The organism is Paenibacillus sp. TSA_86.1, assembly GCF_052691815.1.
This window is the reverse complement of the sequence record NZ_JBQZGE010000004.1, coordinates 77,899-95,820: the sequence shown is the minus strand read 5'-3', so window position 1 is coordinate 95,820 and position 17,922 is coordinate 77,899. Positions and strand designations below refer to the sequence as shown.

Below are 17,922 nucleotides of genomic sequence, written 5' to 3'. Positions count from 1 at the left end.
ATCACTTTTTAGCCAAAAAGTTTAGCTGCATGACGTTCTTCATAAGCTGTGATCGCATCATCATGTTGGAGTGTCAGACCGATATCATCCAGCCCTTGCAACAGGAACTGACGACGGTGTTCATCCAGATCAAAATCGATATGCAATCCGTGTGCATCTGTAATCGTTTTGTTTTCCAGATTCACATTCATCTCATAATTTTCATGCTTTGCTGTACGCTGGAACAGATCTTCTACCTGCTCTTCGGACAGTTTAATCGGCAAAATGCCGTTTTTGAAACAGTTATTATAGAAGATATCCGCAAAAGACGGTGCAATGACACAACGGAATCCATAATCCATAATAGCCCATGGTGCATGCTCACGTGAGGAACCGCAGCCAAAGTTGGCACGGGAGATCATGATCGATGCCCCTTCGTAACGAGGTTTGTTCATCTCAAAGGAAGGATTGTTGTTCCCCTCTTCATCAAAACGCCATTCATAGAACAAGAACTGTCCAAATCCGGTGCGTTCGATCCGCTTCAAAAATTGTTTAGGAATAATTGCGTCTGTATCTACATTGACCCGGTCAACCGGTGCAACGATGCCTTGCAGTGTTTTAAATGCTTCCATATGTTCCAATCTCCCTTCTGGCAATTATCGATTAGATAGCCGCTTCTGTTTTGAAATTCCAGTCACGTACGTCTACAAAATGTCCTTTAACCGCTGCGGCTGCCGCCATTGCTGGTGACACCAGATGCGTACGTCCTCCGCGTCCTTGACGTCCTTCAAAGTTACGGTTAGAAGTGGATGCACATCGTTGTCCCGGCTTCAGTACGTCCGGATTCATCGCAAGGCACATACTGCATCCTGCGTCACGCCATTCAAAACCAGCTTCGGTGAAAATTTTATCCAAACCTTCTTCTTCCGCCTGGATTTTAACACGTCCGGAGCCTGGTACAACAATAGCAGTTACATTACTGGAAACGGTGTGACCTTGGGCCACTTTTGCCGCTGCACGCAGATCTTCAATCCGACCATTCGTACAAGAACCGATAAATACATAATCAATCGGAATCTCTGCAATCGGTGTTCCAGGTGCAAGGCCCATATATTCAAGCGCTTTTTCAGCCGCTTTACGCTCATTTTCTGTAGGCAGTTCTGCTGGAACAGGAACTTTGGAAGAAATATCGGTTCCCATGCCAGGGCTAGTACCCCAGGTTACTTGCGGGATCAGTGATTCCACATCAATTTCAACGATATGATCAAACTCGGCACCTTCATCCGTCACCAGCTCTTTCCACGCTGCAACAGCTTCATCAAACTTTGCACCTGTAGGAACATACTCGCGTCCACGCAGATATTCAAACGTTGTTTCATCCGGAGCGATCAGCCCTGCTCTTGCTCCACCTTCAATAGACATGTTACATACAGTCATACGCTCTTCCATGCTCAGTTCACGGATGGACTCACCTGTGTACTCGATAACATAACCTGTAGCGAAGTCCGTACCATATTTGGCAATGACCGCAAGGATCATATCTTTCGCCGTTACACCCGGGTTACGTTTGCCGACAAATCGAACTTCCATCGTTTTTGCTTTTGCTTGTTGCAAACATTGTGTTGCCATAACGTGTTCCACTTCACTTGTTCCGATACCAAAAGCAAGTGCGCCAAAAGCACCGTGTGTGGACGTGTGGCTGTCGCCACATACAATCGTTTTACCTGGATGAGTCAGACCCAATTCAGGCCCCATAACGTGAACTACACCCTGGTCAATCGTATCCAGATCGTACAGTTTCACACCGAAATCACGGCAGTTCTGAGACAGGGTATCAATCTGCTGTTTGGAGATCGGATCTGTAATGTTGAAACGATCCTTCGTTGGAACGTTGTGATCCATCGTTGCAAATGTCAGCTCTGGACGGCGCACTTGGCGTCCGCTCAGACGAAGACCTTCAAATGCTTGTGGAGAAGTTACTTCGTGCACCAGGTGAAGGTCAATATACAGAATGCTTGGTTTTCCTTCTTCCTGATGAATCACGTGATTTTCCCAGATTTTCTCAAACATCGTCTTTTTACTCATCATTTTCACCTCATCATAAGTTCGATCCTTGGAAGAGCCTCGTGTATCTTCGGTAAAAGTGAAGCTCTTGAATGACATAAATATATCATCCTGTCCTTCATTGTTCCAAGATATAATATCTATAGATGTTATAGGTTTAACCTATGATGAGAGAAAGACAAATAAACCACTTCAGTAAACAGCGGTTTCAATTGATAACAATTATCATTATCAGATACAACTAATACTACTTGCATGTATTGCCTCTGTCAATGCTTTAATTTTACTTGTTGAAGTTTATTCATAACCCTCCTTCCCTGCGGTGAATAACGAATCTTTCTGTTTTAGTGTTATAATAACGGCATCAATGAAAGGAATGACATGGAACTATGGAATTCAGACAACTTCAATATACACTGCAGATTGCAGCCGAACGAAACTTCTCAAGAGCCGCGGAGAAATTGCACATCGCTCAACCTTCTCTGAGCCAACAGCTGTCGAAACTTGAAAAGGAATTAGGTGTGTTACTGTTTCAACGCAATACCAGCACAGTTGAACTGACCCACGCGGGAGTTACTTTTGTAGAGCAGGCCCAGAAGATTGTGGATGCCGTGGAACTGCTGCGTCAGGAAATGTCAGATATCTCACAACTTCGTAAAGGTAAGGTCGTCGTGGGCAGCATGCCAATTACCGGTTCCCATCTGCTGCCTCATGTACTTCCGGCCTTTCAAGAAGCATACCCCGATATAGAAGTAACTTTGCTAGAAGACTCCGGGATTACGCTTGAAAAATTAACAGCTAGCGGGAAAGCTGATCTCAGTCTGCTCTCTCTGCCTTTGCAAGAGCCTAGTTTGTCTTACGTTACGATTGGCGAGGAACGCATTGATCTTGCCGTACCGCCAAATCACCCCCTGGCTCATCGGGGAACCCCTGGCCATCTGCAACCTGTGCGAATCGATGAACTTCGGAACGAACCCTTTGTTGTACTCAAAAAAGGACAGGGCTTCCGCAAGCTGACCTTTGACCTCTGTGAACAAGCCGGTTTTGACCCGCAGGTCGTGTTTGAGAGCACCAACATCGAAACGGTACAATCGCTTGTGGCAACGGGTATGGGCATCACCCTGGTTCCTCGTTTTATCGCCCGTGCGCCGCGCAGTGAATTCGTGCCTGTGTATGTTCCGCTTGCTGAGCCAACCCCAAGCCGCACTCTTGTTGTAGCTTACCGCCAAGGTCGAGTGCTGTCCAAAGCAGCTGAAGCTTTTATAGAGACTTTTCAACAAACGGTCGCGGAACTGTCGAAAGCAGATTAATTCATCATTTATACCCCTTAATCATACGGTCAGAACGTCAACACAACCGAAATCACCTCTAGTCTATGGAACAGATCATCCATTATCACCAAAAAAGCTGTCCAAGTCGTATCACGACTACGGGACAGCTTTCCATATTTACAGGCCAGCCAAAACGGCTGACCTGCAAAGCAATACAGCATATTTAGTTACAGTACAACGTTGCTTGTTCTTGTTTTGAATGATAGCAAGGAACACTCACTATTCATCCAATTCACCTTCATTTTACTCTCATGCTGACTAAAATGTTGGGATTGCTCATTACATATATACTTATTACCTTTATTTATCCTGTTTTATATCATCTGGTTCGTAACCTTCAACTCATTTGCGCCAGCTTGATCCCCAAATTCGGTAAACCTTACCTTTGCAAATTTCGATCACTTATCAGCCTGTTCTGTTGATCCTTGGTACGGCTGCTATCATCCTGCGAGGGTTCCGGGGGTGATAAGCCTCCTGTCCCATTCTCTAAGAATGCTCTTAAGTGATCTACCCTTCTGTTGCCTTGTTCCAGTCTCCTGAGCGTATCTTTCGCATGGTTGTCCATTGATTGATCATCCTCCTTGGTGACGGGATAGTTATTATTACCCGCCTCCTGGAACGATAAACGGCATTTAACATTTTTTTAGAGAAAATGACTTGCCGCTAAAATAAATGCTTGGTCTGCGATCCTCAAACACCGGGATACGTCCTCGGACTTCATCCACCAGGGAAGGGCGGATGACTCCAGATACAATTTCCTCTCCTTCGCCGCCTTCGGCTACAATCTCGCCCCATGGGTCGATAATCAAAGAGTGACCAAAAAATTCAGTGTCTCCCCCTTTGCCGACGCGGTTACAGGCAATAACATACATCTGGTTTTCAATAGCTCTGGCGGTTAACAAGGTGCGCCAGTGATGCAGACGGGGATTCGGCCATTCGGCAGGTACAATTAGTGCACGTGCACCATTCAGAGCAAGGGTTCTGGCTAATTCAGGAAATCGAATATCATAACAGATCGACGCCCCCGCGGTCAGACCGTTACCAAGTTCAAACATTTCAGGCAGTGCCCCAGGCTCTAGATATTTCTCTTCATCCATCAGCCGGAACAAGTGAAGTTTATCGTAACGTGATACTTCTGTTCCTTCTTCATTATAGACATACATTGTATTGTAGATCTGCCCGTCACGCTTTTCGGCAATGGAGCCGCCAACGATCGAGATGTGATGTTTTTTCGCAAAAGCAGACAGCCATTCTCTTGAGGTTTGCCCTTCCGGGTCAGCAAGCTCATGAATTTGCGGCAAAGCATATCCGGTATTCCACATTTCAGGAAGCACAGCCAACTTTGCATCCGGATATTGCTCCACTGCACGTTCCAGCAGCCTTTGCATATGTTGATGGTTAGCTTCTGGATCCCCCAGCTTAATATCCCCTTGAATCAAAACAACCCGCATTTCCCCTTGTTGTTCAGTCATGACCCCACACTCCTCCGAACCGTAATACTTGATATCATAGCTTGATCCTTGGAAGAACCGCAACTGTATTACCTCAAATGACTACATAACAGTTCAGGCAACCTCTCCAACAGCTGGTCACACGTCTGCGCATCACCTGAATTCCAGACCAGCTCCTCCAAAGGATACACACGTCCCTGTTCTACAGCCGTAAGAGTTCTCCACTCTGGACTTTGCATCAACTTCTCTGTGGCCCTTCGTGCAACCGGCTCCTGAGGCAGCATGAGGAACAGATGGTCTCCAGCATATTCTTGAACTGCGTCAGCCGATATCTCTTTATATGCTCTGCCTGCTGCGAGAGCTTCCTGCACTTTGTGAACCGGCCTGAAACCAAACGGATGATATAACAATGGTGCAAGCCCGATATTCCCCATCACAAACAAACGAGATCCCCGATGGTATGTGAGCACTGAGGCTGTTTCACCCAGATGAATCATTTTGCCAATCGTCTCCCACATCTGCAATGTACGTTCTTCATATGAACTCAGCCATCGCTTGGCTTGTTTCTGCCTGCCAAACCAGTTCCCCGCTCTCGTCAGACGTTCATGAAGAGGCGCATGCGAATTGTAAGCCAGCGTAGGCGCAATGCGCGATAATTGCTCATACTGAAGCTCATCTTCACCATCCATAATGATCAGATCCGGATTCAAACGCGCAGTCTTTTCAACATCAATCGGAGTCAGAGCGTCATGCCCTTCGTTCTCAATTAAACGAATACCTAATACTCGCAAATCTCCCGCAGTATCTCCATAATAGATCACTCGCTCCGGATTTGCGGGAATGCGTACTTCATGTCCTGACCAATCCTTTACCAGCGTCTGCTGTTGAATTGATCTGTCATACTGGCGAGGAGACAGTCCGGTGATTTGCCGAAAACGTCTGCTAAAATAATATTCATCTTTAAATCCGACACGACCCGCAATATCACGTAAAGGCTCATCGGTCTTGCGTAACCAGTCTTTGGCATGCTGAATACGAACGCGATTGATATAATCGAGCGGTTTATGTCCGGTACGCTGCTTGAACATGGTTGTATATAGTTTAGGACGAACACCAGCCATATTTGCAAGTTTATGTACCGTGATTTCATCCGTGTAATACTCATCGATGTACTGAAGGGTGCCTGCTAATCCCGATTCCAGATTATGTTCGATCCCTATTGATGTATAACGGGTTATCAGCAGTTGCATCCAGCGCTGAAACAGCACGGTCAGATGGCTGTATTCCGCATCATTTTTATAGTTTCGCGCAGCATACAATGGTTGCAGTTCTCTGCTCACAGACTCAATACCGGAATCATTTAATTGAACACGTTGCTGGAACAAAGCCTTTGTACACCGTTCCAAATTACCAGATAATACATGAAACACATCATATGTCATAACCGTATAAGTCAAATTCTTGGAGTTTCTGTGTTCAAGCTGGTATACTTCGTCCGGGGAAATCGGAAAAATACACCCTGCAGTAAACGGCCAATGCTCCTGTCCGATGTACAAATGTCCTTCCCCATCTTCACAGATTAAAAAGGTATGTTTATCGCAGTGTACCTCCAGCAAGATTTGGTCCGTAGGTTCTATTCGTTGCTCCAGACGATCCAGACGAAACATGAATGCCGAAAAAAATAAGTTGTTTTCATTTACATCCAACGTTTTCATATTGATTTTTACTCCTGCCATAAATGAGAATCCTTATCATTCAAAACTTCCATGAACTCATTATAGTCGAGGTTAAAAAAGCGCTCAACTTTTGTTGAACGCTCCGTTTATATTTCACTTTTCTGAAAATCCAAATTCAGGTTATCATTCTGAGATTCATTATTGAATCATCTGCTTGGGCAGCTCTTTCACCAGCCATTCCCTGGACAGCGCATCCCCTGAAGCTTTGACGATCCCAAAGTGATACACCTTGCCAGCTTTAACTGCGGGCAGGTTTTTCCATACTGCGCTGTTCATCAACTCCTTGGTGGACTGCTTGGCGTCATCCGTTACAGGCTCGAGAATAAATATCCGATCCCCTGCAATTTCTGTCATTTTTTCCTGTGAAATCTCGGCGAACCCTATCCCCTCGTCCAATATCTTCTGGATTTCCGGTGTCGGCTTCATCCCGTCCCTACCATATAACAACTGAGGTAACCCCGCTCCAGCCATCACAAAAAGACGATTTCCCGGATACATCGTAAATACCGATGCGGTCTCTTCTTCTTTCAAGCCATTCTTACGAAGCTGTTTCCACATTTCCTCTGTTGCTGTTTGATGTGCTGTGATCCAGTCCTCTGCCTCCTGTTTTCTGTTTAACAAATCGCCCAGAGTTCGCAACCGCTCCTCTATCGTTGCAAATGAATCAAAGGTTACCGTAGGTGCAATCTTTGAAATCTGATCGTACTGCGCTTCATCACTATTGGAGAAAATGATCAGATCCGGGTTCAACCCGACCGCTTTCTCAACACTTAGCGGGAATCCCACGTCTTCTGCACTAGCTACCTGATCGTCAAATACCGTACCTTCCTGCCGCAGTATGCCAACCGGGATAACGCCAAGCGCGACCAGATCCCCAATAACTTCCCCGTGATATATTACACGTTCAGGGTTGACAGGCACGGTCACATTATGACCTGTCCAATCCTTGAACTGTCTTGTTTGCTCTGCTTTCTCTTCATCCGCCGTAACCTGTTGAGCTGTGTCTGTGTTATCGCCATTCTGACTAGCCGAAGAAACGGCCTGTTTTTCCGGTGCTTCCGCTGGTATCGGGGTTTGGTTCCCGCATGCGAGTAAAAGAACGGAAAACGCAGTGAACGTCAATAAAACTGCCGTATTTCGGAACCTGGTTTGGAATTTGTTTCGGAACTTGATTTGCATCTTTATTTCTCCCCCTGTTGGATGTACTATTTGAGCTTCAAACATCAATGATATTGATAATCATTATCGTAAAATATCTTAAACCATGGTTTTTCCAATCTCAATGGACAAACTTGAATTTTCAAATTCTCTTTTGTACAAAATGTTCTGTCTTACTTCTATCTCCCTCTATACAGCTCGGGATTGACGTGATAAATTAATGAGAACGTTTTGCCATAAATGAACATCCGGAGTGATGATACGATGACTAATTTTGAAAATAGACCTTCTTCTTCCGCATTTCCAATCCCGTCTGCAAATGTCATGTCACAGCTGCCAACGCAATTTTTTGCGACCCTGGTTCAGAATGTTAACCGTGAGATTGCAAGCGGTCATGATGTAATCAATCTGGGGCAGGGTAATCCTGACACCCCTACACCGCCGCATATTATTCAATCTTTACAACAGTCGGCAGAGAATCCGCTATATCATAAATACTCTCCTTTCCGCGGGCATGCCTTCCTGAAGGAAGCCGTTGCCAAGCGTTACAAAGAAGATTACAATGTCGATCTGGATCCTGAGACAGAGGTCGCTATTCTTTTTGGCGGCAAAACCGGGCTTGTGCAGTTACCACAGGTATTATTGAATCCGGGAGACGTATGTCTTGTACCCGATCCTGGATATCCTGACTATTGGTCTGGCGTGGCTCTCGCGCAGGCGCGCATGAGCTTCATGCCTTTACTGGCACCAAACGCATTTCTACCCGATTATGAAGCGATCACCGCCGAAGATCGGCAACAGGCCAAGCTCATGTTCCTCAATTATCCTAACAATCCAACCTCGGCAACAGCTCCGTTGTCCTTCTACGAGGACACTGTTGAATTTGCAATTCAAAATCAAATTGTCGTCGCGAGTGATTTTGCATATGGTGCAATCGGATATGACGGGCATCGTCCTGTCAGCTTTTTGCAAGCTCCCGGAGCCAAAGAAGTAGGCATTGAGTTCTATACGCTATCCAAAACATATAACATGGCTGGATGGCGCGTCGGATTCGCGCTGGGCAATGCAGAGATCATCTCCAAAATCAATCTGCTGCAAGATCATATTTATGTCAGCCTGTTTGGCGGTATCCAGGCTGCCGCGGCAGAAGCTTTAACCGGCCCCCAGGACTGTGTCACTTCGCTGGTGGCACGATATGAATCCCGTCGTGATGCGTTTTATGAGGCACTTTCCGCCATCGGTTGGCACGCAACCAAACCGGAAGGTTCATTTTTTGGATGGCTACCTGTGCCTGCCGGTTATACTTCCGCAACCCTGACTGATATTCTGCTGCGTGAAGCGAAGGTTGCTGTCGCACCAGGTATCGGATTTGGCTCCCATGGGGAAGGTTATGTACGTATAGGTCTTCTAAGTGACGAACAACGACTGCGTGAAGCCGCAGAGCGAATTGGCAAGCTTCATCTCTTCAAGTAAGTTTCAACTTAAGACATGGCTACAATCTCTTTGCATATGCCAACTTTCCATGGTATGTTATAAGAAATAGTGAACGAAACGTGATGACGGGACCAGTAAGAGAGAACCAGCTGCGTACAGAGAGTAAATTCCATTTGGCTGTAAGGATTTACCGCGGCTTCTCTCCGAAACCTACCCCTGAGCGGCCTGTTACGTACAGGACAGTGCCTTCTGTTACAGGGCATGAAGCCGGATGATCTGATCATCAATAAAGGTGGTACCGCGGAAGTAACGAACTTTCGTCCTTTTTAACCAAAGGATGAGAGTTTTTTTTGTACCTATAACAGGCTGCTTTGCAATCACTGATTAATTATGTTTAAGGAAGTGAACTCATGACTTCACGTATTGTCGTTAAAATCGGAAGCAGCTCATTAACTACCGAGGAAGGTGGTCTGGATCGGCAGGCGATAACCTTTTTTGCTAATGAAATTGCCTCTCTCGCAGCGCAGGGCCACGAAGTTTTGCTCGTTACCTCCGGTGCCGTTGCTGCCGGATTCCGGGAGATCGGGTACCCTCAGCGCCCTAAACAATTACATGAGAAACAAGCGGCAGCTGCCGTTGGGCAGGCTTTGCTGATGCAGGCATATCAACAGGCTTTTGCGGCGCACCGCGTTACTACAGCGCAAATTTTACTAACACGTACCGACTTTCATAGCCGCAAACGAATGGGTAATGCCGGTATGACCGTTGAGGAACTGTTGAAACAGCGTGTCATTCCGATTTTCAACGAAAATGATACGGTATCTGTGGACGAATTGAAATTTGGCGATAACGATCTGTTATCTGCGCTGGTTGCCAATCTGGTTAAGGCACAGCACCTCATCATTGTTACAGACACCAATGGACTATACACCGCAGATCCCCGTAAAGATCCGGCGGCCAAACGCTATGATCGTATCCCTGAAATCACAGCCGAGATATACGCATATGCTGGTGGTTCAGGATCAGCTGTCGGTACAGGCGGTATGCGCTCCAAGGTGGATGCAGCCAAGGTTGCTACACGCGGTGGGGTTCCTGTTTTCGTAGGCAGTGTGAAAGAGCCTGGAGATATGCAACTAGCCGTTGACGGAACGGGCAAAGGAACTTATTTTGAAACCAAGCTGGCTTCGCTCTCTCGCAAAAAACAATGGCTTGGCTTCATGTCCACTCCGCTCGGAACCGTCGTTGTCGATCATGGTGCTGAAGAGGCACTCGTTCACGGCGGGCACAGTCTGCTTCCTGTAGGCGTGAAACGTGTTCTGGGAACATTCCATGCCGGCGATGTGGTCGAAGTGCTCGGCCCGGATGAATCACTGTTAGGACGTGGGATCGTCAATTACGATGATGACCAGCTCCGTCAAATTGCCGGACTACCGAGCGGTGAGGTCATGAAACAGCTAAATAGCATCCATAGACTTGAAGTCATTCATCGCGATGAATGGATTACGTTAAAATAATAGCTGAATTAGAGGAGGAATTGAATATGAGTGAAGTTCGAGAAAAAGCAAGCAAGGCCAAATCTGTCGTTACCGAACTGAACCGACTAACTACGGAACAGAAAAATACTGCACTGCGCGTCATGGCTGACGCATTGATTGCATCGTCCGATGTCATCATTTCCGCCAATACGGAAGATCTGGATCGCGGAAGGGAACAAGGCACTCCCGAATCCATGCTGGACCGGCTGGCACTGAACAAGGAGCGGATCACAGGCATAGCCGAAGGGTTGCGTCAGATTGCGGAGCTACCCGATCCAGTTGGCGAAGTGCTGGAAAATTTTACACGTCCGAATGGCCTGCACATCGAAAAATCAAGAGTTCCAATCGGCCTGATTGGCATTATCTATGAAGCTCGCCCCAACGTAACCGTTGACGCAGCGGGTCTATGTCTCAAAACAGGAAACGCAGTGCTCCTGCGCGGCGGCTCTTCTGCCCTCTCCTCCAATCGAAAAATCGTTGAAGTGCTGCATCAAGCATTGGCAACAACGGCCATGCCTGCCGATGCACTGCAACTGGTAGAAGACGCAGACCGTGCTTCCGTTGACGAAATGCTCAAGTTAAACGGCCTGCTGGATGTCATTATTCCACGCGGAGGCGCCTCTCTCATTCGCACTGTCGTTGCAAATGCAACTGTACCTGTCATTGAAACTGGCGCTGGCATCTGTCATACCTATGTAGATGAATCAGCGGATGAAGTCATGGCAACCGATATTGCAATCAACGCCAAGGCACAACGCCCATCCGTATGTAACTCTATGGAAACTTTGCTACTGCATGCCAATTACGCCGAAAAACATCTGCCATCTCTGGCTGAACGTTTCCGCGAAGCGAATGTTCTGCTTAAAGGCTGTGAAACCGTTCGTCGCCTTGTTCCGACAGCACTTGAAGCCACAGAGGAAGATTACGCAACAGAGTATAACGATTATATTTTGAACATTCGTGTTGTAGAAAATCTGGATGAAGCATTGCAGCATATTGCACACTATGGAACGAAACACTCGGAATGTATCGTAACTCGCGATGCGGCCCATGCGGAACGCTTCATGCATGAAGTCGATGCAGCGGCTGTCTATCATAATGCTTCTACTCGTTTCACGGATGGGTTCGAATTTGGATACGGTGCCGAGATTGGAATCAGCACACAGAAGCTACATGCACGCGGCCCGATGGGTCTGCCTGCTCTGACATCAAGTAAATACCGGGTTACCGGCAATGGGCAGATTCGCCAATAAGCTTTGAGCAACCAGTTATATAGGAGGAACGATATACATGAGCCAAGAGCAACAGACACTATTACAGCAGAAGATTACTTTCCACGGAGCAGGCGCGATGGCTGAAGCCATCGTGCGTGGACTCATATCCCGTCTTGTCGTTCGTCCTCAGGATATTACCATGCTGAATCGCAGCAACCTGAAACGTCAGGAGGAACTGGGCACCCGTTATGCCGTGCATACCGGAACGGCCTCGCAATCGCTGGATCTTCTTGCAGCCTCCCCCGTGATTGTACTGTGTATGAAACCCAAAGATGCCGCTGCAGCGCTGCGTGAACTAGGCCCCCTGTTGTCCCCGGATCAACTGATCGTATCCGTCATTGCTGGCCTGTCAATCCGTACGATGCAGACTCTGCTCGGCCGCAAACAACCCATAGCCAGAACCATGCCTAACACCTCCAGTACGATTGGACTTGGTGCAACCGGAATTGCTTTCTCTGCGGAGATTACGGATGAACAACGTAGCACAGTCATGAGCCTGTTTGAAGCCGTGGGTATCGTTACCATCGTACCTGAAGACAAACTTGAAGTACTTACCGGGATTTCTGGCAGTGGACCCGCTTATGTGTACTATCTAATGGAGGCTATGATTGCAGCCGGAATCCGCGGCGGCCTGTCCAGTCAACAGTCTCGGGATCTAACGGTTCAGACCGTGCTTGGTGCAGCACGGATGGTGCAGCTGACCGGTTTGGAACCGATGAAACTGCGTAGTGACGTTACTTCACCGGGGGGAGCCACTCAGGCAGCCCTGAAAACGCTGGATGAAGGAGATTTCTTTGAAAATGTCATTGCAGCCGTAAATCGCTGTGCAGAGCGATCACGCGAGATGGGCGCTGCGTTGGAAGGAGATTTAAAACATGAATAACATGTGTACTGCCACATATCGTCTGCATGATGATCATGCCGATTTTCACAAAAAAGCCCAATCTATTGCCATCGGAATGACCGTTGGCAGTTGGACTGAACTACCTCAGGCTCAACGTGAAGCCATGCAAAAGCATCTGGGTGAAGTCATCAAGGTCGAGGTTCATGAGTCAGAAGGCTCGGTACCAGGAGAGCGTTATGCAGATATCACGATTGGATATCCAGATATTAATTTTAGCCAAGATATCCCTGCCCTGCTTGTTACCGTCTTTGGTAAAATTTCGATGGATGGGCGCATTAAACTGAACCATCTCGGATTTTCAGATGGTTTCCTGCGTGCTTTCCCGGGACCAAAGTTTGGACTAAACGGTGTGCGGGATCTGCTTGGTGTACATGATCGCCCTTTACTGATGAGTATCTTCAAATCCGTTATCGGTCTCAATGCTGAAGAATTGCGGGAACAATTTATCCGTCAAGCTCTTGGCGGTGTTGATCTGATCAAGGATGACGAGATCCTGTTTGAGAACAAGCTGACACCCATTGAAAAAAGAGTAGAGGTCTGTATGAAGGCTGCCGAACAGGCTCGCCAAGAGACAGGCAAAAACCTTCTGTACGCCACCAATTTGACGGGACCTACCTCTCGTTTGAAGCAGCAGGCTGAACGCGCCATCGGCGCAGGAGCCAATGCTCTGCTCTTCAATGTACTATCCTACGGCTATGATGTACTGCACGAACTAAGCAGTGATCCGGATATCAACGTACCCATCATGGCTCACCCTGCTCTTGCCGGTGCCTTGTATCCATCGCCGCATTACGGTATTTCTGCATCCGTCGTATTAGGACAGTTAATGCGTCTGGCCGGTGCTGACCTTGTGCTCTTCCCTTCACCGTATGGCTCCGTCACGATGCCAAAGGAAGAAAATATGGCGATCACCGAGCAATTGTTGACGCCGGATCTGCCGGTGAGAACAAGTATGCCAGTACCATCAGCGGGTATTCATCCAGGACTTGTTCCGATGATTCTGAGAGACTTCGGTAAGGATGTAATCGTCAATGCCGGGGGCGGAATACACGGACATCCGATGGGAACTGAAGCAGGCGGACGAGCGTTCCTGCAAGCAATCGAAGCCGCTGGACGCTCTATTCCACTCGCCCAGTATGCTGCCGACCACCCGGAGCTGAAGAGCGCACTGGATCTGTGGGGTGGTGAACGATGAGAAGTGATAAGAAAACAGCGATTTTCTGTGATTTTGACGGAACGATTACGCTATCAGACAACATTGTTTCCATTATGAAACATTTCAAACCAGCAGGCATTGATGCCATTATGAAAGATACCATTGAACAAAAAATATCTCTGCGCGAAGGAGTTGGAGCCATGTTTACTCTCCTACCCTCCTCGCAAAAAGACGAAATTGTCGAATTTGTCCTTGGACAAGCAGGCATCCGAGAAGGATTCCAAGCGTTTCTGGATTATGTTCGCAGCGAAGGCATCGAATTTAATGTGACCAGCGGTGGAATGGACTTTTTCATCGAGCCGTTACTCGCCCCCTTCGACATCCCGCAGGATCATGTATACTGCAACGGTGCTGATTTCTCTGGTGAATATATTCGTATTAAATGGCCTCATCCATGTCAGCCTCCTTGCAACAACGGCTGCGGGATGTGTAAAACGACCGTGATCCGCACGTTCCCGGAGGACCAGTACAACCGAATTCTAATCGGAGACAGCCTAACGGACTTTGAAGGAGCCAAAATTGCGGATCTCGTCTACTCCCGCTCCATCCTGACGGATAAATGTGTGGAACTTGGTGTAGATCATGTGCCTTTTACAACCTTTTACGACATCATCGAAGATATGAAGCAGAAGCAATTACAAGGAGTGCTGTAGAAATGGGTTTTGAGAAGATTACACTTGAACATAAACGCCAGGTTCTCGAAGAATTGGCTGATGTCAAAGCATTGTTTGCAAGCCGGAACTGGTTTCCGGGTACAAGCGGTAACCTGTCGATGCGGGTCGGTGAATTTGACCCGGAACAATTTTATTTTGCGGTAACGGCCTCAGGCAAAGACAAGTCTCTGCGTACGCCGGAAGATTTTCTTTTTGTTGATAAAGAAGGCAAAGCAATCGAAGCTACTTCGTTGAAGCCAAGTGCCGAAACACTGATTCACTGCGAAATCTATCGTTTGACTGGCTGCGGCGCAGTGTTCCATGTGCATACGGTATATAACAATTTGATCAGCGAATTTTTCGGTGAGGAAGGTCATGTGCCGATTCAGGGCATTGAATTGATCAAAGCCTTTAACATATGGGAAGAAAATGCCTCCATTCGTGTGCCCGTCCTGCCCAACTTCGCACATATTCCTTCCATCGCTGAACTGGTTCCAGGCGTACTGGATGCCAACGTTCCAGGAATTCTGCTCCGTAATCACGGGATCTATGCGTGGGGTAAGGATGCTTTTGAAGCGAAACGCCATCTGGAAGCCTTTGAATTTTTGTTCGAAGTGATGTACCGACAGCTCTTGCTGAAAGGCGCACAAAAATAAATATTCTTTGCCTGACAGATCAACATAGATCTATAAGCTTATACATTCGTTCATACTAATACAATAATTAGACATAAAAAACACACCAACGGCTTTGGGCAGCCTTGGTGTGTTTTGTTTTAATACAGTTTCTTGTAAAGTGATCATCGTTTATCCCGATCCTTGAACAAAAAGAGACTTTCCAATTCCTCATCCTTCGTGCGATCCGTACTAGAACCCCCTGCTACAGCAGTAGACTCACGCTGCTTTCCAAGTAACAATTTCAACCCACCGAAGATGAGTAAAAATGAAACAATAACCGTATTTAAATACGAACGAATCTCATATGTCAGGAACACATTCGGGAACATCTCGTTTAGTTGCGGGATAATCAGGCGAATTGTTAAATAATACAAACCAAGAGCCGCGATCCCGAATCCAATGAAACGTTGATACCGCACCCAGTCTTTAAAGATCGGCTGATCACTAAGCGGTTCACGTCCATACCGACTGGAGCACTGAAGTCCGTCGAAGAAGCTGTAGAACCAGATCAACGGAATCATAAACAGAAATACGGACAGGCGGAGCAAATCCAGAATGTAGATGCTGCCTAGGAACAGAAACATCAGCTGTAGACCTCTTTTTTGTAATCCGAGATACATATGTCCTGCCCCCGGAAAAGCGGAGAGTAGGGTAGCCAGCACTTTGCTGCGTTTGCCCATAATTCGACCTGTCTCCAGCTCTTCAAATAACGTTCGATCCTGCAACACTTCACCCGCCTGTTTCCGATGAACATGCTGTACGGCATCAAACATACAATATACCCAGATCACCGGTAGAATGAGCAGAAACATCAGAAATACAGATTCGTTCGTGATGGCGGACACAAAAACCATCATGGCAAATGAACCAAAAAATGCGATCAAAAAGGACAAACCGCGATGAAGCAATCCGAGGTGCAGATGTCCGAGACCAGGAACAAACGAAAGCAGAATCGTGAAAAACCGTTCCCCTTCACTGCCCTTTCCGTACATAGGCGGATGCCCAGCATAGGCTGTGCTACCGGGATATCCAGCATATTCATGCTGAGTTTCACCCTGATGATGAATGTCATCCTCACTTCTCGGTCCCATTGGCTCTTGCTGTCTGACATAATCCTCTGGATAGGTTGAACCTTGAGGATGGCCAGGAGGATGGCCATAATACATCCCTTGCCCGTGATAATGTGTCTCTCGGACGGAAGGTGCAGAGAGCAGCACAATGATCATGTCGAGCATACTGAGACACCAGACAAAGATCACCCCTACTAGTCCAATAACTAATAAGTCTTTGTCACCGACCAAATAAGCCAGCATGAAAAAACCAATGCCCGTACCAAAAAATAACAACGGATAGACTACAGCCCGAACCGTTCGTCGCCAATATAGGAACCCGAGCCCGGGAAACAGGTTTAATAAAAATGCAAGTAATTTATTACGATCTGAATGCACAGTCGTCATCCTTTCTATTCAGGCCATGTGAGCCAATCAAGGTTTGGGTTTGAAGTTATCAAGCCATGAGGTAGCTGCCTCAGTCCATTTCTCAGTAAACGAGCCTGCAGTGTTACCTTCCTGGAATTTATGATAAGGGGCGACCTTGTCAAACAATCCGGAAGAGAGAAAAATCAATGTCAGACAGGCAGCTACGGTGTAGTGAAATGCTCTATGCTCAAACCATCGGCGGCTCCGTCCCCCTCGAGAGTTACGCGCCTTGCCCTTCGATGCCATAGCATCAATTCGGTTCATCACGGAATCGGTGAAGTCATCTAAATTCGGTAATGCAGGGTATTCTCGCGCCATACCCAATGCTTCAAGGTATTCATCCATCGCATCTGGTTCAGTCAGTAGAATCCGCTCCATCTGAATCGCCTGATCTCCACGGACTCGGCCTTCGATATAATCCATCCATTCCTGAACGGTATACGCCTCTTTTTTACTCACGCCACTCCTCCTCCTTCCAATGATTTCGAATCCACTGTCTAGCCCGATATAACCTTGATTCTACTGTTTTAACAGCCACCTGAGCCTCATGGGCAATTTGTTCATAGTTTTTCTCGCTCAGATAATACGCAGTAATAATATCACGGTGCTGGGCGGGCAACTGATTAATTCGTTCACGAAGTTTCTCCTGTCGTTCTTCACGAATGACATGGGTTAGAACGTCTTCATCCCGTCCCGGCAGATTCACGATATGGTCTTCTCCACCCAGATCTTCAGCACTTCTTCTACCCAGCTTGCGTTTGGCATCAATGGCTTTATGAAAAGCAATTCGTGTTATCCATGTTTTGAAGCCTTCGGATCGGTAATCGGGGAGAGATTTATAGATCTGTATGAACGCCTCCTGAGCGGCATCCTGTGCATCCTGATCATTACGCAAGACAGAATACGCAACATGATAGACGTGCTGACTGTATTTGTCGATCAGAACACGCATCTGGGATGCATCCCCTTGACGGATTTGTTCGATTACGAGCGCTTCGTCAATAACTCTCCCCTCCTCTCCACTTCAATAGA

16 protein-coding genes and 1 other annotated feature are annotated in these 17,922 nt (G+C 47.1%); of the genes, 8 read left to right on the top strand and 8 right to left on the bottom strand.

The window, feature by feature from the left end; translation table 11 throughout:
* Nucleotides 1-8: 8 nt before the first annotated feature.
* Complete coding sequence (gene leuD / locus ACUTVW_RS11715) at nucleotides 9-611, bottom strand: 3-isopropylmalate dehydratase small subunit (RefSeq protein WP_445645962.1); 603 nt, start codon at nucleotides 609-611, stop codon at nucleotides 9-11.
* Nucleotides 612-642: 31 nt separating this feature from the next.
* Entirely contained in the window at nucleotides 643-2,064 is a 1,422-nt protein-coding gene (gene leuC, locus ACUTVW_RS11710; protein ID WP_434752955.1) for a 3-isopropylmalate dehydratase large subunit, read from the bottom strand.
* A gap of 368 nt (nucleotides 2,065-2,432) precedes the next feature.
* On the opposite strand from leuC, the gene ACUTVW_RS11705 reads away from it, so the two are divergent.
* A complete protein-coding gene (locus ACUTVW_RS11705; protein WP_445645961.1) occupies nucleotides 2,433-3,353 on the top strand; it encodes a LysR family transcriptional regulator in 921 nt (306 codons plus the stop codon).
* Between the two features lie 653 nt (nucleotides 3,354-4,006).
* Here the strand turns inward: ACUTVW_RS11705 and ACUTVW_RS11700 are convergent.
* The 3 genes from ACUTVW_RS11700 to ACUTVW_RS11690 form a co-directional block, all read right to left on the bottom strand.
* A complete protein-coding gene (locus ACUTVW_RS11700; RefSeq protein ID WP_445645960.1) occupies nucleotides 4,007-4,846 on the bottom strand; it encodes a carbon-nitrogen family hydrolase in 840 nt (279 codons plus the stop codon).
* A 68-nt stretch (nucleotides 4,847-4,914) separates the two neighbouring features.
* The gene (locus tag ACUTVW_RS11695; RefSeq protein ID WP_445645959.1) at nucleotides 4,915-6,540 is read right to left on the bottom strand and encodes a helix-turn-helix domain-containing protein; all 1,626 of its coding nucleotides are present in this window, start codon (nucleotides 6,538-6,540) and stop codon (nucleotides 4,915-4,917) included.
* A 159-nt stretch (nucleotides 6,541-6,699) separates the two neighbouring features.
* Complete coding sequence (locus ACUTVW_RS11690; protein ID WP_445645958.1) at nucleotides 6,700-7,740, bottom strand: ABC transporter substrate-binding protein; 1,041 nt, start codon at nucleotides 7,738-7,740, stop codon at nucleotides 6,700-6,702.
* A gap of 243 nt (nucleotides 7,741-7,983) precedes the next feature.
* Between ACUTVW_RS11690 and ACUTVW_RS11685 the strand changes: the two genes are divergently transcribed.
* From ACUTVW_RS11685 to ACUTVW_RS11655, 7 genes are all read left to right on the top strand, one after another.
* On the top strand, nucleotides 7,984-9,192 hold the full coding sequence (locus ACUTVW_RS11685; protein WP_445645957.1) for a pyridoxal phosphate-dependent aminotransferase: 1,209 nt from the start codon (nucleotides 7,984-7,986) through the stop codon (nucleotides 9,190-9,192).
* Between the two features lie 74 nt (nucleotides 9,193-9,266).
* Nucleotides 9,267-9,481: a binding site (T-box leader), on the top strand.
* Nucleotides 9,482-9,563: 82 nt separating this feature from the next.
* Nucleotides 9,564-10,667 carry a glutamate 5-kinase gene (gene proB / locus ACUTVW_RS11680; RefSeq protein ID WP_445645956.1) on the top strand — a complete coding sequence of 368 codons (1,104 nt, stop codon included), beginning with the start codon at nucleotides 9,564-9,566 and terminating at the stop codon, nucleotides 10,665-10,667.
* Nucleotides 10,668-10,693: 26 nt separating this feature from the next.
* Nucleotides 10,694-11,941 (top strand): glutamate-5-semialdehyde dehydrogenase, encoded by a 1,248-nt coding sequence (locus tag ACUTVW_RS11675; protein WP_445645955.1) that lies wholly within the window; start codon nucleotides 10,694-10,696, stop codon nucleotides 11,939-11,941.
* A 37-nt stretch (nucleotides 11,942-11,978) separates the two neighbouring features.
* Nucleotides 11,979-12,845 carry a pyrroline-5-carboxylate reductase gene (proC, locus tag ACUTVW_RS11670; protein WP_445645954.1) on the top strand — a complete coding sequence of 289 codons (867 nt, stop codon included), beginning with the start codon at nucleotides 11,979-11,981 and terminating at the stop codon, nucleotides 12,843-12,845.
* Nucleotides 12,838-14,061 carry a 2,3-diketo-5-methylthiopentyl-1-phosphate enolase gene (locus tag ACUTVW_RS11665; RefSeq protein ID WP_445645953.1) on the top strand — a complete coding sequence of 408 codons (1,224 nt, stop codon included), beginning with the start codon at nucleotides 12,838-12,840 and terminating at the stop codon, nucleotides 14,059-14,061. The genes proC and ACUTVW_RS11665 overlap by 8 nt, the downstream gene beginning before the upstream one ends.
* Complete coding sequence (locus ACUTVW_RS11660; protein ID WP_445645952.1) at nucleotides 14,058-14,735, top strand: 2-hydroxy-3-keto-5-methylthiopentenyl-1-phosphate phosphatase; 678 nt, start codon at nucleotides 14,058-14,060, stop codon at nucleotides 14,733-14,735. The genes ACUTVW_RS11665 and ACUTVW_RS11660 overlap by 4 nt, the downstream gene beginning before the upstream one ends.
* 2 nt (nucleotides 14,736-14,737) lie before the next feature.
* Nucleotides 14,738-15,391 carry a methylthioribulose 1-phosphate dehydratase gene (locus ACUTVW_RS11655; RefSeq protein ID WP_445645951.1) on the top strand — a complete coding sequence of 218 codons (654 nt, stop codon included), beginning with the start codon at nucleotides 14,738-14,740 and terminating at the stop codon, nucleotides 15,389-15,391.
* Between the two features lie 143 nt (nucleotides 15,392-15,534).
* Here the strand turns inward: ACUTVW_RS11655 and ACUTVW_RS11650 are convergent, their stop codons facing one another.
* The 3 genes from ACUTVW_RS11650 to ACUTVW_RS11640 are packed head-to-tail and all read right to left on the bottom strand — an operon-like array spanning nucleotide 15,535 to nucleotide 17,842.
* Nucleotides 15,535-16,860, bottom strand: coding sequence for a multi-tm2 domain protein (locus tag ACUTVW_RS11650; protein WP_445645950.1), 1,326 nt, complete (start codon nucleotides 16,858-16,860; stop codon nucleotides 15,535-15,537).
* A 36-nt stretch (nucleotides 16,861-16,896) separates the two neighbouring features.
* Nucleotides 16,897-17,349, bottom strand: coding sequence for a hypothetical protein (locus tag ACUTVW_RS11645; protein WP_445645949.1), 453 nt, complete (start codon nucleotides 17,347-17,349; stop codon nucleotides 16,897-16,899).
* On the bottom strand, nucleotides 17,342-17,842 hold the full coding sequence (locus ACUTVW_RS11640) for an RNA polymerase sigma factor (protein ID WP_434750594.1): 501 nt from the start codon (nucleotides 17,840-17,842) through the stop codon (nucleotides 17,342-17,344). Before ACUTVW_RS11640 ends, ACUTVW_RS11645 begins: the two co-directional genes overlap by 8 nt.
* Nucleotides 17,843-17,922 lie beyond the last annotated feature (80 nt).

What these genes read in the sequence shown, in the direction of transcription:
- ACUTVW_RS11675 (WP_445645955.1), top strand. Translation starts at nt 10,694, where the DNA reads ATGAGTGAAGTTCGAGAAAAAGCAAGCAAGGCCAAATCTGTCGTTACC.
- leuD (WP_445645962.1), bottom strand. Translation starts at nt 611, where the DNA reads ATGGAAGCATTTAAAACACTGCAAGGCATCGTTGCACCGGTTGACCGG.
- ACUTVW_RS11695 (WP_445645959.1), bottom strand. Translation starts at nt 6,540, where the DNA reads ATGAAAACGTTGGATGTAAATGAAAACAACTTATTTTTTTCGGCATTC.
- ACUTVW_RS11640 (WP_434750594.1), bottom strand. Translation starts at nt 17,842, where the DNA reads ATGCGTGTTCTGATCGACAAATACAGTCAGCACGTCTATCATGTTGCG.
- ACUTVW_RS11665 (WP_445645953.1), top strand. Translation starts at nt 12,838, where the DNA reads ATGAATAACATGTGTACTGCCACATATCGTCTGCATGATGATCATGCC.
- ACUTVW_RS11660 (WP_445645952.1), top strand. Translation starts at nt 14,058, where the DNA reads ATGAGAAGTGATAAGAAAACAGCGATTTTCTGTGATTTTGACGGAACG.
- ACUTVW_RS11655 (WP_445645951.1), top strand. Translation starts at nt 14,738, where the DNA reads ATGGGTTTTGAGAAGATTACACTTGAACATAAACGCCAGGTTCTCGAA.
- ACUTVW_RS11705 (WP_445645961.1), top strand. Translation starts at nt 2,433, where the DNA reads ATGGAATTCAGACAACTTCAATATACACTGCAGATTGCAGCCGAACGA.
- leuC (WP_434752955.1), bottom strand. Translation starts at nt 2,064, where the DNA reads ATGAGTAAAAAGACGATGTTTGAGAAAATCTGGGAAAATCACGTGATT.
- ACUTVW_RS11700 (WP_445645960.1), bottom strand. Translation starts at nt 4,846, where the DNA reads ATGACTGAACAACAAGGGGAAATGCGGGTTGTTTTGATTCAAGGGGAT.
- proC (WP_445645954.1), top strand. Translation starts at nt 11,979, where the DNA reads ATGAGCCAAGAGCAACAGACACTATTACAGCAGAAGATTACTTTCCAC.
- ACUTVW_RS11685 (WP_445645957.1), top strand. Translation starts at nt 7,984, where the DNA reads ATGACTAATTTTGAAAATAGACCTTCTTCTTCCGCATTTCCAATCCCG.
- ACUTVW_RS11690 (WP_445645958.1), bottom strand. Translation starts at nt 7,740, where the DNA reads ATGCAAATCAAGTTCCGAAACAAATTCCAAACCAGGTTCCGAAATACG.
- proB (WP_445645956.1), top strand. Translation starts at nt 9,564, where the DNA reads ATGACTTCACGTATTGTCGTTAAAATCGGAAGCAGCTCATTAACTACC.